This window comes from Streptomyces sp. 2P-4 (genome assembly GCF_030167965.1).
Classification (GTDB): Bacteria; Actinomycetota; Actinomycetes; order Streptomycetales; family Streptomycetaceae; genus Streptomyces; species Streptomyces globosus_A.
The window spans coordinates 1,322,439-1,337,216 of the sequence record NZ_CP095011.1 but is presented as its reverse complement, the minus strand read 5'-3'; the positions used below and the strand labels follow the sequence as shown (position 1 = coordinate 1,337,216).

General features: G+C 73.9%; 14 protein-coding genes and 1 pseudogene. 12 read left to right on the top strand and 3 right to left on the bottom strand.

Annotated elements, in window-relative coordinates; genetic code table 11:
- Nucleotides 1-100 precede the first annotated feature (100 nt).
- The 6 genes from MUK52_RS05505 to MUK52_RS05480 all read left to right on the top strand — a co-directional run bounded on the left by MUK52_RS05505 (nt 101) and on the right by MUK52_RS05480 (nt 5,791).
- A complete protein-coding gene (locus MUK52_RS05505; RefSeq protein WP_284574922.1) occupies nt 101-1,174 on the top strand; it encodes a FecCD family ABC transporter permease in 1,074 nt (357 codons plus the stop codon).
- The gene (locus MUK52_RS05500) at nt 1,171-2,289 is read left to right on the top strand and encodes a FecCD family ABC transporter permease (protein WP_114054938.1); all 1,119 of its coding nucleotides are present in this window, start codon (nt 1,171-1,173) and stop codon (nt 2,287-2,289) included. The genes MUK52_RS05505 and MUK52_RS05500 overlap by 4 nt, the downstream gene beginning before the upstream one ends.
- Nucleotides 2,286-3,218, top strand: coding sequence for an ABC transporter ATP-binding protein (locus tag MUK52_RS05495; RefSeq protein WP_284574921.1), 933 nt, complete (start codon nt 2,286-2,288; stop codon nt 3,216-3,218). The genes MUK52_RS05500 and MUK52_RS05495 overlap by 4 nt, the downstream gene beginning before the upstream one ends.
- Nucleotides 3,219-3,234: 16 nt before the next feature.
- On the top strand, nt 3,235-4,818 hold the full coding sequence (locus MUK52_RS05490; RefSeq protein WP_114058569.1) for an amidohydrolase: 1,584 nt from the start codon (nt 3,235-3,237) through the stop codon (nt 4,816-4,818).
- A 179-nt stretch (nt 4,819-4,997) separates the two neighbouring features.
- On the top strand, nt 4,998-5,510 hold the full coding sequence (locus MUK52_RS05485; RefSeq protein WP_502963537.1) for a GNAT family N-acetyltransferase: 513 nt from the start codon (nt 4,998-5,000) through the stop codon (nt 5,508-5,510).
- 134 nt (nt 5,511-5,644) lie between these two features.
- The gene (locus MUK52_RS05480; RefSeq protein WP_284574920.1) at nt 5,645-5,791 is read left to right on the top strand and encodes a hypothetical protein; all 147 of its coding nucleotides are present in this window, start codon (nt 5,645-5,647) and stop codon (nt 5,789-5,791) included.
- A gap of 21 nt (nt 5,792-5,812) precedes the next feature.
- Here MUK52_RS05480 and argB read toward each other — a convergent pair whose 3' ends face one another.
- The 3 genes and pseudogenes from argB to argC all read right to left on the bottom strand — a co-directional run bounded on the left by argB (nt 5,813) and on the right by argC (nt 8,593).
- Nucleotides 5,813-6,733 carry an acetylglutamate kinase gene (argB, locus tag MUK52_RS05475; RefSeq protein WP_284574919.1) on the bottom strand — a complete coding sequence of 307 codons (921 nt, stop codon included), beginning with the start codon at nt 6,731-6,733 and terminating at the stop codon, nt 5,813-5,815.
- A gap of 35 nt (nt 6,734-6,768) precedes the next feature.
- Nucleotides 6,769-7,544: pseudogene (locus MUK52_RS05470) on the bottom strand (bifunctional ornithine acetyltransferase/N-acetylglutamate synthase).
- Complete coding sequence (argC, locus tag MUK52_RS05465; protein WP_284574918.1) at nt 7,541-8,593, bottom strand: N-acetyl-gamma-glutamyl-phosphate reductase; 1,053 nt, start codon at nt 8,591-8,593, stop codon at nt 7,541-7,543. The pseudogene MUK52_RS05470 and the gene argC overlap by 4 nt, the downstream one beginning before the upstream one ends.
- A 305-nt stretch (nt 8,594-8,898) precedes the next feature.
- Here argC and MUK52_RS05460 point away from each other — a divergent pair, with 305 nt between their 5' ends.
- From MUK52_RS05460 to MUK52_RS05435, 6 genes are all read left to right on the top strand, one after another.
- Nucleotides 8,899-9,612, top strand: coding sequence for a hypothetical protein (locus tag MUK52_RS05460; protein ID WP_284574917.1), 714 nt, complete (start codon nt 8,899-8,901; stop codon nt 9,610-9,612).
- A 51-nt stretch (nt 9,613-9,663) separates the two neighbouring features.
- A complete protein-coding gene (locus MUK52_RS05455) occupies nt 9,664-10,302 on the top strand; it encodes a hypothetical protein (RefSeq protein WP_284574916.1) in 639 nt (212 codons plus the stop codon).
- Between the two features lie 27 nt (nt 10,303-10,329).
- A complete protein-coding gene (locus MUK52_RS05450; RefSeq protein ID WP_284574915.1) occupies nt 10,330-11,340 on the top strand; it encodes a hypothetical protein in 1,011 nt (336 codons plus the stop codon).
- A 541-nt stretch (nt 11,341-11,881) separates the two neighbouring features.
- Nucleotides 11,882-12,706, top strand: a complete 825-nt coding sequence (locus tag MUK52_RS05445) for an inositol monophosphatase family protein (RefSeq protein ID WP_284574914.1) — start codon at nt 11,882-11,884, stop codon at nt 12,704-12,706.
- 71 nt (nt 12,707-12,777) lie between these two features.
- Complete coding sequence (locus tag MUK52_RS05440; RefSeq protein ID WP_284581655.1) at nt 12,778-14,196, top strand: phytoene desaturase family protein; 1,419 nt, start codon at nt 12,778-12,780, stop codon at nt 14,194-14,196.
- The gene (locus MUK52_RS05435; protein ID WP_284574913.1) at nt 14,197-14,721 is read left to right on the top strand and encodes an O-acetyl-ADP-ribose deacetylase; all 525 of its coding nucleotides are present in this window, start codon (nt 14,197-14,199) and stop codon (nt 14,719-14,721) included.
- Nucleotides 14,722-14,778 lie beyond the last annotated feature (57 nt).

The window sequence follows — 14,778 nt, the reverse complement described above, 5'->3', positions numbered from 1 at the left end:
TTAGCCTCGCCTAAGTTGCAAGCCTCATGTGCGCCGAGTCGCCGCCCCATCCCTACAGCACCGAACGATCGCGGTACGCGTGCACCGCCGTCAGGGGGAAATGTCGTTGCCGGTCGAAACGCAGGCGGTGTCCCACGAGGAAGCCGCCCCCGCCGCCGTGCCCACAGCACGCGGCACCGCCGCCGCCCTGCGGGGCGCCGGACTCCTCGCCGTACTCGCCGCGCTGGTCCTGGTGTCGCTCCTCGGCGTGTGGACGGGGACACGGGGCCTGCCGTTCACCGAGGTCTGGAGCGCACTGTGGCACCCGGACGGCTCCGAGACCTCGATCATCATCCACGACTACCGCATCCCCAGGACCCTCCTCGGCCTGCTCGTCGGCGCCGCCCTCGGCCTGTCCGGGGCGCTGATGCAGGCGCTGACCCGCAACCCGCTCGCCGAGCCGGGCCTCCTCGGCATCAGCCTCGGATCGTCCGCCGGGGTCGTCACCGCCCTCGCCTTCCTCGGCGTCGGCTCCGTCCTCGGCTACGTCTGGTTCGCGTTCCTCGGCGCCGCCCTCGCCTCGGCCGCCGTCTACCTGCTGGGCTCCTCGGGGCGCAAAGTCGCCACGCCGGACCGCCTGGTCGTCGCCGGCGCGGCGGTGACCGCCGTGCTGTACGCCTTCAACTCGGCCGTCCTGCTGCTGAACCCGAGCGCCTTCGACCAGTTCAGGTTCTGGACGGTCGGCTCACTCGCCGGCCGCTACCTCGACGTCGTGTACGTGATCCTCCCGTTCATCGCCGCCGGCCTGTTCATCGCCCTGCTGCTCGGCCCCTCGCTCAACGCCCTCGCCCTCGGCGACCAGATGGGCCGCGCGCTCGGCGTCAACGTCAACCGGACGCGGATCCTCGGCGCCGTCGGCGTCATGCTGCTGTGCGGCGCAGCCACGGCCGCCGCGGGGCCGATCGCCTTCGTCGGGCTCGTCGTCCCCCACATCGCCCGGTTCGTCGTCGGCCCCGACCAGCGCTGGGTCCTCGCGTACTCGATGCTCCTCGCGCCCGTCCTGCTCATCGGCGCGGACATCGCGGGCCGGCTGATCGGCGCCCCCGGCGAGATCCAGGTCGGCATCGTCACCGCCTTCATCGGCGCCCCCGTGTTCCTGGCGCTGTGCCGCCGCCGAAAGCTGGTGATGCTGTGAGCGCCGCCCCGGCCCCCGCCCCCGCCGCGAAGCCGCCCGCCGCGACGACCGGGTTCCTCCACCGGCCCCGCGTGGTCACCGGAACGGTGCTGCGCATCCCGGGTGCCCGCGGGGTGTCCGTACGGGTCCAGGGCAGGGCACTGGCCGTGACCGCCGCTATCCTCCTCACCCTGATCGCCGTCGCGCTCCTCTCCCTCACCACCGGCGACTACGAACTCTCCGTCGCCGAGGTCCTGCGGGCCCTCACCGGCGGCGGCTCCGGCGGCGCCGACTTCGTCGTCAACACCCTCCGCCTGCCCCGCCTGCTGACCGCGCTCGCCGTGGGCGCCGCCCTCGCCGTCAGCGGCGCCCTCCTGACCGGCCTCACCGGCAACGCCCTGGGCAGCCCGGACATCATCGGCTTCACCAACGGCTCGGCCGTCGGCGCGCTCACCGTCATCATCGTCCTGCACGGCAGCATGACCCAGATCGCGATCGGCGCCCTGACCGGCGGCCTCGCCACGGCCGCCGCCGTCCACCTCCTCATGCTGGGCCGCGGCCTCCACGGCTTCCGGCTCGTCGTCATCGGCATCGGCGTCAGCGCGCTCCTGCTCGCCGTGAACTCGTACCTGATCACCCGCGCCACCTTCCAGGAGGCCCTGGAAGCCCAGGCGTGGCTGATCGGCAGCCTCGGCAACCGGGGCTGGACGCACGCCAACGCCATCCTCATCGCGGTTGCCGTCCTCCTCCCGCCCGCCTTCCTCCTCTCCCGCCGCCTCTCCATGGTGGAGATGGGCGACCTGACCGCCACCGGCCTCGGCGTGGACGTGACCCGGACCCGCACCGTGCTGCTCCTCGTCAGCGTCGCCCTGGCCGCGTTCGCCACGGCCGTGACCGGCCCCATCTGGTTCATCGCCCTGGCCGCACCCCAGCTCGCCCGCCGCCTGACCCGCACCGCCGGCCCGGCCCTGCTGCCGGCCGCGCTCACGGGCGCGCTGCTGCTGGCCGCGAGCGACCTCGCCGCGCAGCGCCTGTTCGCCCCGGCCCTCCTCCCCGTCGGCACGGCCACCGGCACCATCGGCGGGCTGTACCTCATCTGGCTGCTGATCACCGAGTCGCGAAAGAGCCGCGCATGACTGGAACGAACCTCCCGACGCCCCGGCTGCGCGCCGAGGACCTGACGCTCTCCTACGACCAGCGGACGGTGGCCGCCCACCTCGGCGTCGACATCCCCGACCACTCCTTCACCGTGATCATCGGGCCGAACGCCTGCGGCAAGTCCACGCTCCTCAAAGCCCTCGCGCGGATGCTCCGCCCCCGCCACGGCCGGGTCCTCCTCGACGGCGCGGCGATCTCCTCGTACCGCTCCCGCGAGGTCGCCCGCCGCATCGGACTGCTCCCGCAGACCTCCACCGCCCCCGGCGGCATCACCGTCGGCGACCTCGTCGCCCGCGGCCGCTACCCGCACCAGGGAATGCTCAGGCAGTGGTCCGCCGAGGACGAGGCCGCCGTCGTCGAGGCGATGCGGCAGACCGGCGTCCTGGAGCTGGCGGACCGGCCCGTCGACGACCTGTCCGGCGGCCAGCGCCAGCGCGTCTGGCTGTCCATGGTGCTCGCCCAGCAGACGCCGCTGCTCCTCCTGGACGAGCCCACCACCTTCCTCGACATCGCCCACCAGGTCGACGTCCTCGACCTGTGCGCCGAACTCCACGCCCGCAAGGGCCACACGGTCGTGGCCGTGCTGCACGACCTCAACCAGGCGTGCCGCTACGCCACCCACCTGATCGTGATGCGCCCCGGCGGCACGATCGCCGCGCAGGGCGCCCCCGCCGACGTCATGACCGCAGAACTCGTCGAGGACGTCTTCGGGCTGCCCTGCCGCATCATCGACGACCCCGAGACCGGCACGCCCCTGATGGTGCCGGCCGCACCCAGGCGGTTCGCACCGGAGGACCCCGAAGACCCCGAAGACCCCGAAGACCCCGAAGACACCGAAGACACCGAAGACACCGGGGACGGCGCCCCGGCCGCCGCCACCGACGCCGTGATGGCCGAACCCCGTTGAGGACGGACCGCGCATGATGCTGTGCACGAGGCTGACGAACGCGAACATCCTCACCATGGACCCGGCCCACCCGGTCGCCCGCGACCTGGGCATCTGGCGGGGCCGCATCGTCGGACTGGACGAGGCCGCGACCTCCCTGCCCGCCCGGGAGGTCGTCGACCTGCAAGGGGCCACCGTGCTCCCCGGGTTCATCGACAGCCACGTCCACCTGTCGTGGACAGGACTGAAGGCCCGCACCCCGAGCATCGCCGGCCTCACCCGCGTCGACGACGTCCTCGCCGCCATCGACGGCGCCGTCTCCCGCTCGCGCGGGGCCGGCGCATGGGTCAGCATCGGAGGCTACGACCAGCGGGCCCTCGGCCGGCACCTCACCGCCCGCGAACTCGACACGGTCAGCCGCGGGCGCCGCCTCTTCCTCATGCACGACTCCGGGCACGCCTGCGTCGTCAACAGCGCCGTGCTCGCCCTCCTCCCGGCCGACGTCCCCCACGAGGACGGCCTCCTCGTCGAGAGCGCCATGGGCGCCGTACGCCGACTGCGGCTGCCGTACTCCCAGGCCGACCTCGCCGACGCCATCGAGCACGCCGGCCGCGCCTGCCTCGCCGAGGGCATCACGGCCTGCGCCGAAGCCGGCATCGGCGGCGGCCTCCTCGGCCACAGCCCCGTCGAGCTCGGCGCCTACCAACTCCTGCGGGACGAGGGCCGGCTCCCGCTGCGCGTCCAGCTCATGCCGGGCGGCGACACCCTCAAGCCGGCCGCGGCCCACGAGCACGACGGCATCCCCCGCGCCCTCGACCTCGGCCTGCGCACCGGCTTCGGCGACGACTGGCTCTCCGTCGGCGCCCTGAAGATCTACACCGACGGCGGCATGATGGCCCGGACGGCCGCGCTCACCGAGCCGTACGAGGGCCTCGACGGCCACACCGGGCAGCTCCAGGACGACCCCGAGCGACTCACCCGCCTCATCGTGGACGGACACCTCGGCGGCTGGCAGCTCGCCGTCCACGCCATCGGCGACCGGGCCGCCGACCTCGCCCTCGACGCGCTGGAGCGGGCGCAGGAGCTGCGGCCGCGGCCCGGCGCCCGCCACCGCATCGAGCACGCCGGCCTGATCCGCCCCGACCAGCTGCCGCGCTTCGCCCGCCTCGGCGTCAGCGCGGTCGTCCAGCCCAACTTCCTGCGCTATTTCGGCGACGACTACGCCGCGGTCATGGGGGAGCGCCGCGCGCCGTGGATGTACCGGGGCCGCGGCTTCCTCGACCACGGGGTGACCCTCGTCGGCAGCTCCGACCGGCCGGTGACGGACGGCTCACCGCTGCGGGCGGTCCAGTTCATGGTCGAGCGCGCCTCCACGTCGGGCGCCCTCATCGGCCCCGGCGAGGCCGTCACGGTCGAGGAGGCCCTGCGCGCGTACACGGTCGCGGGCGCGTACGCCTGCCACTGGGACGACAGCGCCGGCAGCCTCACCGCGGGCAAGCGGGCCGACCTGGCCGTCCTCGGCGACGACCCGCGGCGGGTCGAGGCCTCCCGGATCGGGGACATCGAGGTCGTCACGACCCTCGTGGACGGCCGGGACACCAGGGAGGCCTGGGCGAAGTAGCAGGGGCGTGGAGCGCGGGGGCGTGTGGCGCGCCCCCGATTTGGCCTACAAGCAAGGTAAGGCTAACCTAACTCCTGTCTCCCTCACCGGAGTTGCGCGGCGCCCCGGCCTCTCCGGGAGCTCCCGGCCCCCTCCGGGAGCCCCTGCCCGCGCACGGTGGAACCCGAGGAAGGAACGCCTTGACCACGGCCCCGCCGCCTCCCGCCGCGCCGCCCCGCACCCGTACCGCCCATCCCGCCGCCGCCCCCGCGTTCACCGTGCGGCCGGCCCGCCGGGACGAGGCGCCGGCGCTCGCCGCGCTCTCCCGGCCGTTCGTCCGCACGGGCGCCCTGCGCGAGCGCCCGCTCTCCCTCTACCTCGCGCACGCAGGCGACTTCCTCGTCGCGCAGACCCTCGACGGCACCCTCGAAGGCTGCCTCGGGCTCCGCATCCACCCCGCCGCGGGCGTCCTGTACAACTTCTGCGTCGCCCCGCACCGGCAGGGCTCGGGCGTGGGCGCCCGGCTCCTCCAGGCGGCGTTCGCCCGGGCCCGCAACCGCTCCCTGACGGCCCTGTTCACCGCCACCACCGGCAGCGGCCGCCTCTTCCTCCGCCACGGCTTCGCCCCGGTCGGCCCGGCCCTGGCCCCGGCCGCCTGGGCGCGCTCCCTGGACCCGGCCCGCGGCGCCCGCGTCCTGGCCTGCCCCCTGTAGTGCCGTGGCCGGGAAGGTGCCCCGTGCCGCGCCGCCCGGCACGGCACGGGGCCGCGTTGCCGGCCCGCACACGTACGCCCGGCAGAGGCGCATTGCCGCGCAGCCGGCGTTCGCCCTGCCCGTACCGTCAGGGAATGGATGCCAGCCGCCAGCCGACTCCTGATGAGATCGAAGACCGCTTCGCAGCAATTACCGAAGGGCGGTTGGCCCGGGACGAGGTCGACCGCCGGGCCGGTCGCCGGGCGACCGAGGTGTCCATCGTCCCCGCCACCGGCCGGTGAGCGGGGTGCCGCCGGCGGGGCTCATGGCCGGGGCTCCCCGGGTGCGGGGCGGCCGGAGGGTTCGTCCGGCACGATCGTGGTGCCGGGGCTCTTCCCGGCGGCGAAGCCGCGCATCACCGCGTGCGGTACGCGGCCGTCGACGACCTGGGCCCGGTCCACGCCCGCCCGTACGGCCTGAAGGCAGCCCTCCATCTTCGGCAGCATGCCGCTCGCGAGGCCCGGCAGCAGTCCGCCCAGCTCGGCGGCCGTCAGCCGCTCGATCACCTCGGTGCTGTGCGGCCAGTCCGCGTACAGCCCCGCGACATCGGTCAGGACGAGGAGCCGGGCCGCGCCGAGCGCGACCGCCAGGGCCGACGCGGCGAGGTCGGCGTTGACGTTGTAGACCTGTCCGTCCGTGCCGCGCGCGACGGGGGAGACGACCGGTATGCGGCCCTCGTCCAGTAAGGCCCGCAGGGTGTCGGGGGCGACGGCCACGACCTCGCCGACCTGCCCGAGGTCCACGGGCCGCCCGTCCACCTCGGCCCGGCGCCGCACGGCGGTCAGCGTATGCGCGTCCTCGCCCGACAGCCCCACGGCGTACGGGCCGTGGGCGTTGACCGCGCCGACGAGCTGCCGCTGGATGCGCCCCGTCAGCACCATGCGGACGACGTCCATGGCCTCCGGGGTCGTCACCCGCAGGCCCGCCTCGAAACGGGACTCCAGGCCCAGCCGGTCGAGCATGGCGCTGATCTGCGGGCCGCCCCCGTGGACGACGACCGGCAGCACGCCGGCCCGCCGCAACTCCACGATGTCGCGGGCGAAGGCGTCGAGGAGCGCCCCGTCCACCATGGCGTTGCCGCCGAACTTGACGACGACCGTCCGGCCTTGGAGTTCCTCGCTCCAGGACGGCGCCGCGGACGGTGCTCCGGCCTCCGTGGCCGGCCGTGCGACTTCGGTGCGCATCCGTGTCCTCCCCATCTGTGTCCTCCCCATCCCGCTCATGAGCTGTAGGCGCTGTTCTCGTGGACGTACCCGGCCGTGAGGTCGTTGGTCCAGAGGACCGCCGAGGCGCCGCCGGAGCGCAGGCCGACCGTGACGGCGACCCGACGCCCCGACAGGTCCGCCTTCTCCAGGGGCTCCCAGGGGCCCCGTCGCGGCACGCCCAGACGCCGTTGATCGCCACGTCGAGCCGGTCGGGGTTGACGACGGCGTCGGTCATGCCGATCGCCGAGAGGACCCGGCCCCAGTGGGGGTCCTCGCCGTTCAGCGCGCACTTGAGGAGGTTGTTCCGGGCCACGGAGCGGCCCACGGTGCCGGCTTCCTCCTCCGAGGCCGCGTCGACGACCGCCACGGCCGCGTCGCTGCCGCCGTCGGGCGACAGGGCGGCCGAGGCGGTGTCGATGCCGGGCAGGAGGCGGTCGATCGGCAGGCGGACGCCGATCAGGCCCGTGGAGCAGACGGCCACCTCGGCGGGGTCCGCGCCGGCGGCCCGCGCCGTGCGCTCCACCGCCGCCTGCGTGTCGGAGGCGCCCTCCGGCCCCGTACCGGCGTCGGCGCCCCCGGAGTCGAGGACGACGGCGGCGACCCGCCGGTCCGCGAGCACGCGCCGCGACCAGCGGACGGGCGCGGCCTGCACCCGGCTGGAGGCGCAGACGCCGGCGGCGGCCCGGGACGGGCCCAGGTTCACCACCAGCGCCAGGTCGGCATCCCCGGACTCCTTGATCCCGGCGGCGACGCCGCTCGCGAGGAATCCCCGGGCAGCAGTCACGCTCACGGGGCGACTCCGTTCGTGGACAGGCCCAGCCACTCCGGCAGGCCGAGGGCTGCGTTCATGCTCTGCACCGCGCCGCCGGCGGTGCCCTTGGTCAGGTTGTCGATCGCGCTCACGCAGATCAGGCGGCGCGCCTCGGAGTCGACGGCGACCTGCACCTGAACGGTGTTGGAGCCGAGCACCGCGCCGGTGGACGGCCACCGGCCGGGAGGCAGCAGCCGGATGAACGGCTCGTCCGCGTACGCCGCTTCGAACACCGCGCGCACCGCCTCCTCGCCGCCGTCGCCGCAGGCGCCGGCCGCTGCGCCGGGCCGGAGCCGGGCCGAACAGGTGGCGAGGATGCCGCGCGGCATGGGTGCGAGCGTCGGGGTGAAGGAGACCGTCACGCGCTCGCCGGCCACCCGCGACAGGTTCTGGGTGAGCTCGGGTGTGTGCCGGTGGCCGCCGCCGACCCCGTACGGGGTCATCGACCCCATCACCTCGGCGCCGAGGAGGTGCTGCCCCGGCGCCCGGCCGGCTCCCGAGGTGCCGCTCGCCGCGACGACCACGGCCTCGGGCTCCACCAGCCCGGCCGCGTAGGCGGGGAACAGCGCGAGGGTGACGGTCGTCGGATAGCAGCCGGGTACGGCGATCCGCGAGGCGCCCCTCAACTCCGCTCGCTGTCCGGGAAGTTCGGGCAGGCCGTACGGCCAGGTGCCGGCGTGCTCCGATCCGTAGAACCGCTTCCAGTCGGCCGGGTCGCGCAGCCGGAAGTCGGCGCCGCAGTCCACGACCAGCGCGTCCGGCTCCAGTTCGCGGGCGAGGGGTGCGGACTGCCCGTGCGGGAGGGCGAGGAACACCACGTCGTGCCCGCGCAGTGTGCGCGCCGACGTCTCCTCCAGGACCCGGTCGGCCAGGCCGGGCAACTGGGGCTGCACGTCGCCGAGATGCCGGCCCGCGCTGCGGTGGGCGGTGACGGCGCCGATCTCCGTTCCCGGATGCGAGGTGAGCAGACGCAGGATCTCTCCGCCGGCATAGCCGCTGGCTCCGGCTACCGCCACCCGTAGGGTCATGTGCTTCCGTCTCCTGGGGTAGGGGTGCCGCTTGTGAGGCGTGCTGTCGTGAAGGGGGCGGCGTCAGGGGTCGCGCGGGAAATGCCGAACAGCAACTCCGCACTGCAATTTAGGTAAGGCTAACCTTATTTGCTCTCTCGACTCACTCTCGGAGTTCGAGGTGGGCTTGTGATGTGCGCCACACCTCGTCCAGTCGCCGCGGGTTTGGGGAGGTTGCGATTCCGCTTCGGCCTCGTGATCACACGTATGATCGATTTGCGTGGCCGGTTCCGGTCACCTCGGCCACGGACACGGGGGTGCCGGAGATGGCGTACCAGAACGAGCGACGGATTAGAGGACGCCTGACGGCGCGAAACACGGCTCGCCCGGCAGCCCGCCGCACCGCGGCGACCGCCCTCGCCGCACTGACGGCACTGACCCTGGCCGGCTGCGGCTCACCCGACGGCACCTCGGTGGAGAAGGCCAACGACCAGCTCCGCTCGACGTCCTTCCACTCGTCCGGGACGACGACGGCCTTCGCGGGGGGCAGCCAGGAGGCCTGGTGGGACCCGAAGGAGGGCTTCCACCTGAAGGCATCCTGGCCCGGCGGATCCGGAGAGGTGTTCTGCAAGGACGGCAAGACGTACACCAGCGCGTCCATGCTCGCCAACTCGCTGAGGGACAGGGGGCAGTCGATCACCGTGCCGCCGGAGCTGTTCGACCGCTTCATCACGTCGAAGGCGGAAGGCGGCTGCACCATGTTCTTCGAGATCCCCGAGGCCGCCGAACATAATCCGGACGCCGACCGCACCGCCCAGGGCAAGCAGGCCCGCGCCTACACGGCATCGGCCGGCGGCGCCCGCGACACGTACTACCTGGAGTCCGGCACCTCCCGCCTCCTGGAGCTGGCATCGACGAGAAACGGCCAGTCCAGCACCACGCAGTACGACTCCTACGGGGAGAAGTTCCCGCTCACCCTCCCCGAGGACGAGAAGACCATCCCGATGGAGGACTTCCGCAGGCGGGTCAAGACGGGCTGAGCCGCCACACGAGCATTCCGAGCGGGGAGCAACGGCGAATACGTCAGAAACGTGGGCACGGGCCACTTCTACAGGGACGGCAATACCCACCTGGCTGTCTCGCCAGCGGATCTCGTCCAGTTCATCCGCGGCCTCTCGGACGATCCGGAGGCGTACGCCACCCTTTACAAGGCGGAATCCCGCTACGCGGGCCTCGTCATGGAGGGCATCCCCCAGGGCGCGACCGGAGCGAAACTCGAGGTACCGCTCGACAAGCTTGGATCCGCCATCGGCGCCTACAACTCGGTCATGGAAGACGTCATCAACGACAAGCGCACAGCCGAGTACAGCGCGGCCGACTACAAGTCGAAGGTCGCGTACCACATCATCGGCGGCGCATTGACGCCGCTGTACTTCACGGTCGGCGGCGTCTCCGTAGCCGTCGGTGACTCGCTCCAGCGAGGTGTGGACATGTGGACCTGGCAATGGGCCAACGAGATGAAGGCCGCGGCGGACGCCGAGGCCAACAAGGAGATCGTGAACCGGTATCTCAGTGCCAACACCCAGGTCCCCATCCTGGTCGAGGACTGGGCGAAGGACCGTCCCGACCTCGGCGACAGCCAGACGGAGGAACTGACCAGGAAGGTGCTGCACGGTCAGCACCTGGGGACCGACACCGCGCACAAGTACCTGACCGACACCACCAACTGAGCCACAGCGGCCCGAACGAGGAAGACCATGTCCGAAACGACGTCAGTCCGCCGACGACTCCGCCCCCGCATCGCCGTGCTGTTGGCCCTGTGCCTGGCGCTGGTCGGCGGGGTCGGCGGCTGGCTCGTGCTCGGCCGGGATACCGGCGAACCCTGCGGCGGGCTGCTGCGGAACGAGCGGCTGCTCGGCGCCGTGGCCGCAGCCGGCGGGGACCGGCCCGCCACGTGCGCCGAACTGGGCGCCTCGATCACCAAGGCCACCACGGGCGGTGAGCCGGGCCGGCACACCGTCGCCCAGGCCCAGGCGATGAAGACGGTCCTCAACGCGATTCCGTCGAAGGACGGCCGGATCCGGCTCGACCCCGAGCTCCGGCGCCCGCTGGCGTCGGCCCTCGCGGACTACACGGCCGACCTGTACATCACCCTGCACTCCCTGGACGCCACGTACATCATTAACGCGGGGGCCGCCAAACCGCCTTGGGAGGACGCCGAGGGCGTGCACATGTCGGTCTCCTACAACGTCCTGCTCGAGGTCCTCGTGGCGGTCGGGGAGGATCCAGAGGCGTACGCGGACATCCGCCGGGCCGCTGCTCGGCACGCTGCGGAGGACATGGTGGCCATCTCCACCGAGGGGTCATCCGACAGCGTCGGGAGCGACAGCCGCTACATCGGCGCCTACCGCGGCGCCCGGGTCCTCGGCTCCCTGAACGCCGTTACGGCCTCCGTGGAGGAGCGGCTGGGCGGCGAGAAGTCGCCGTCCTGGCGGGCGAAGGCCGCCGAGGCGCTTCTGGCCGCTCCCGCCGGAGGCCCCTCCGGCAGTGAAGGGGGCGCACGCATCACGTCGGCCTGGACGAACGGCCTGCGGGATGCCGCCCCGGCCGCGCGGGCGGACTATGTCCGCGACCAGCCGGTGGAGATGGTCCGCATATGGGCTGCCGAGCGAGGTCTGGCGGAGGCTTCCCGTCAGTCGCTGTGGGCGGAAACCGAAAGGGACATGACCAGTGGGGAGCGGTCGGCGGCGAAGTCCCTCGCCCACTGACCGTGCCCTCACCCCCGCGGCACCGCCCCCGCCGGGACGACCGCATCCGGGAGAAAAGCCACTTGCTGCGGTGTCCCGCAGTCGGCGGTCTCCACCGCGACCTCCCGCCCGCACCCCGCGCACGCCAGGTTCGGGCCCTGCGAGCCGCTCGGCCCGCAACAGCCCTGCCGGCGCCGCGGCACCTCCGCCACCCCGTGGACTCTCCCCGGCCCAGCACTGCGTACGGAGCCCCGGGCCGGGGCCGGTGCACCGGCGGGCGGGTGCGTCCACGACGGGTGGTACGGCTCGGGGTCGTGTGCGAAGCTGCCCGGCGCCAGCCGCGGCGGGCACTCCCCGCCGTCGGGGAGCCGGTACGGCAGCGGCGCCTCGTCCACGGGCGGCAGCGGGACCTCGCGCACCGTGGCGCTCGGCACGGGCCTGGCACCCCGCACGGCGGAACGCGATCACCACCCCGTCCGGCCCGGCCCCGCCGGGGGCGTGCACCGCCCCCGGCGCCCGATTTCCGGTGCGGCTCGGCGGCCCGGCATGGTGTGATGGAGACATGATCGAACAGTTCCTGGCCCGAGACCTGTCCGCCGTCGAGGAAGCCGTCCGCAAGGCGGCCGCCGCCGAGATCATGCCGAGGTTCCGGCAGCTCGCCGACCACGAGGTCGACGAGAAGAGCGGGCCGCACGACCTCGTGACCGTCGCCGACCGCAAGGCCGAGGAGCACCTGACCGCCGCCCTCACCCGACTCCTGCCCGGCTCGGCCGTCGTCGGCGAGGAAGCCGTCCACGCCGACCCGACCGTCTACGGGGCGCTGCGCGGCGACGCCCCCGTCTGGATCGTCGACCCCGTCGACGGCACCCGCCAGTTCGTCTCCGGCGACCCCGCCTTCTGCACCCTCGTCGCCCTCGCCCACCGCGGCGAGATCCTCGCCTCCTGGACGTTCGCCCCGGCACTCGACGAGATGGCCACCGCCGTCCGCGGGCAGGGCGCGCACCTCGGCGGCGAGCGGCTCGCCTGCGGCTCCCCCGAACCGGGCGCCGAGCTGCGCGTCGCGATCGCCCACCCGCTGTACACCACCGACCGGGACAAGCGGATCCTCTCCCGCCTCGACGTCCCCGGCGTCGCCGCCCGGCCCTGCGGCTCGGCCGGCCTGGAGTACCTGAAGGTGGCCCGCGGCCAGGTCGACGCGCTCGCCTTCACCTGGCCCTCCGCATGGGACCACGCCGCCGGGCTGCTCCTCGTCGACGAGGCCGGCGGCGCGCAGAGCACCGTCGCCGGGGTCCCCTTCCGGGTCGACCGGGACAACGAGCTGCCGTTCGCCGTCGGCCGGGACGAGGCCACCGCCGTACGCGTCCGGGACCTGCTGCGCGAGGTGTGAGGCGTACCGGGGCGCACAGGGTGTCGGAATATCCTGGGGGCGCAGCCGCCGCCGGACGAAGGGGTCACATGGTGCCGTCGATTCTCGATGCGGTCGTGGTGGGGGCGGGGCCCAACGGGCTCACGGCCGCGGTCGAACTGGCCCGCCGCGGACACTCGGTGGCCGTGTACGAAGCCGCCGGCACGGTCGGCGGCGGAGCCCGCACGGAGGAGCTCACCCTCCCGGGGTTCCGGCACGACCCCTGCTCGGCCGTCCACCCGCTGGGCGCCGGATCCCCCGCGTTCGGCGCGATGCCGCTGGGGCGGTACGGGCTGGAGTGGCTGCACGCGCCGCTGCCGATGGCGCACCCCTTCGACGACGGCACGGCCGCGGTCCTCTCCCGCTCCGTCGCCGAGACCGCGGCCTCCTTCGGCGCGCGCGACGCCGGCACCTACCGGCGGCTCGTCCAGCCGTACCTCGGCAGGTGGGACACGCTCGTCCGCGACTTCATGTCCCTGCCCGCGACCGCGCTGCCCCGCGACCCCGTCACCCTCGCCCGGTTCGGGCTCGCCGGGCTGCCGCCCGCCACCTGGCTGATGCGCCGCTTCCACGAGGAGCGGGCCCGCGCCCTGTTCTCCGGGCTCGTCGCCCACGTCATCGCCCCGCTGAACGGCATCGCCACCGGCGCCGTCGGCCTGGTCTTCGCGCTCGCCGCGCACGCCGTCGGCTGGCCCATGCCGCGCGGCGGCTCCCAGTCCCTCTCGGACGCCCTCGCCGCCTACCTCGCCGACCTGGGAGGCGCCGTCCACACGGACTTCGAGGTCAAGCGCCTCGACGACCTGCCGCCCGCCCGCGCGTACGTCTTCGACACCTCCCCGACGGCCCTGGCCCGCATCGCCGGCCTCGGCCGCTTCTACGACGGCTACCGCTACGGCGCCTCCGTCTTCAAAATCGACTACGCGCTGTCGGGCCCCGTCCCGTGGACCGCCGAAGCGCCGCGGCGCGCCGGCACCGTCCAGATCGGGCCCCGCACCCGCGACATCGACGCCGCCCTGCAACTCGCCGGCAGCGGCCGCGCCCCGCGCAACCCGTTCCTGATCACCGCACAGCCCAGCCTCGTCGATCCCGGGCGCGCACCCGAGGGCAAGCACGTCTTCTGGGCGTACGGGCACGTCCCCGCCGGCTGGGACGGCGACCTCACCGACGCCGTCGAACGCCAACTGGAGCGCTTCGCACCGGGCTTCCGCGACCTCGTCCTGGCCCGCGCGACGGCCGGCCCGCCGGAGCTCGCCGCCCGCAACCCCAACTACGTCGGCGGGGACATCGCCTGCGGCGCCGCCTCCGGCCTCCAACTCCTCCTGCGCCCCCGCCTGTCGCTGTCCCCGTACACGACACCGCACCCGGCCGTCTTCCTCTGCTCCTCCGCCACCCCGCCCGGCCCCGGCGTCCACGGCATGTCCGGGCACAACGCGGCCAAAGCCGTGTGGCGGCACCTGCGAAAGGCCCCGTGAATGGTCCGCATCACCCTCGTCCGCGGCGACATCACCGCCGAGCACGCCGACGCCATCGTCAACGCCGCGAACTCCTCCCTGCTGGGCGGCGGCGGAGTCGACGGCGCGATCCACCGCCGCGGCGGACCGGACATCCTCGAAGCCTGCCGTGCCCTGCGCGCCTCCCACTACGGCAAGGGCCTGCCGACGGGCCGGGCGGTCGCCACCACCGCCGGCCGCCTCCCCGCCCGGTGGGTGATCCACACCGTGGGGCCGGTCTGGTCCCGGGACGAGGACCGCTCCGCCCTCCTCGCCTCCTGCTACCGCGAATCCCTGCGCGTCGCGGACGAACTGGGCGCCCGCACGATCGCGTTCCCCGCCATCAGCACGGGCATCTACGGCTGGCCGATGGACGACGGCGCCCGCATCGCCGTGGAGACGGTCCGGGGCGCCGGGACGCGCGTCGAGGAGGTCAGGTTCGTCCTCTACGACGAGCGGGCCTACCAGGCGTTCGCCGAGCAGACCGGCCCCGCGGCGACCGCGTGACGGGACCCCGCCCCGCCTGAGCCCCGTGAGTCCGCACCGACCGGACCGGGGCCGGGC

Excerpts from the sequence above, each read along its gene's own strand:
- MUK52_RS05505 (WP_284574922.1), top strand. The coding sequence starts at position 101 with ATGTCGTTGCCGGTCGAAACGCAGGCGGTGTCCCACGAGGAAGCCGCC.
- MUK52_RS05495 (WP_284574921.1), top strand. The coding sequence starts at position 2,286 with ATGACTGGAACGAACCTCCCGACGCCCCGGCTGCGCGCCGAGGACCTG.
- MUK52_RS05490 (WP_114058569.1), top strand. The coding sequence starts at position 3,235 with ATGCTGTGCACGAGGCTGACGAACGCGAACATCCTCACCATGGACCCG.
- MUK52_RS05480 (WP_284574920.1), top strand. The coding sequence starts at position 5,645 with ATGGATGCCAGCCGCCAGCCGACTCCTGATGAGATCGAAGACCGCTTC.
- argB (WP_284574919.1), bottom strand. The coding sequence starts at position 6,733 with ATGCGCACCGAAGTCGCACGGCCGGCCACGGAGGCCGGAGCACCGTCC.
- argC (WP_284574918.1), bottom strand. The coding sequence starts at position 8,593 with ATGACCCTACGGGTGGCGGTAGCCGGAGCCAGCGGCTATGCCGGCGGA.
- MUK52_RS05460 (WP_284574917.1), top strand. The coding sequence starts at position 8,899 with ATGGCGTACCAGAACGAGCGACGGATTAGAGGACGCCTGACGGCGCGA.
- MUK52_RS05450 (WP_284574915.1), top strand. The coding sequence starts at position 10,330 with ATGTCCGAAACGACGTCAGTCCGCCGACGACTCCGCCCCCGCATCGCC.
- MUK52_RS05445 (WP_284574914.1), top strand. The coding sequence starts at position 11,882 with ATGATCGAACAGTTCCTGGCCCGAGACCTGTCCGCCGTCGAGGAAGCC.
- MUK52_RS05435 (WP_284574913.1), top strand. The coding sequence starts at position 14,197 with ATGGTCCGCATCACCCTCGTCCGCGGCGACATCACCGCCGAGCACGCC.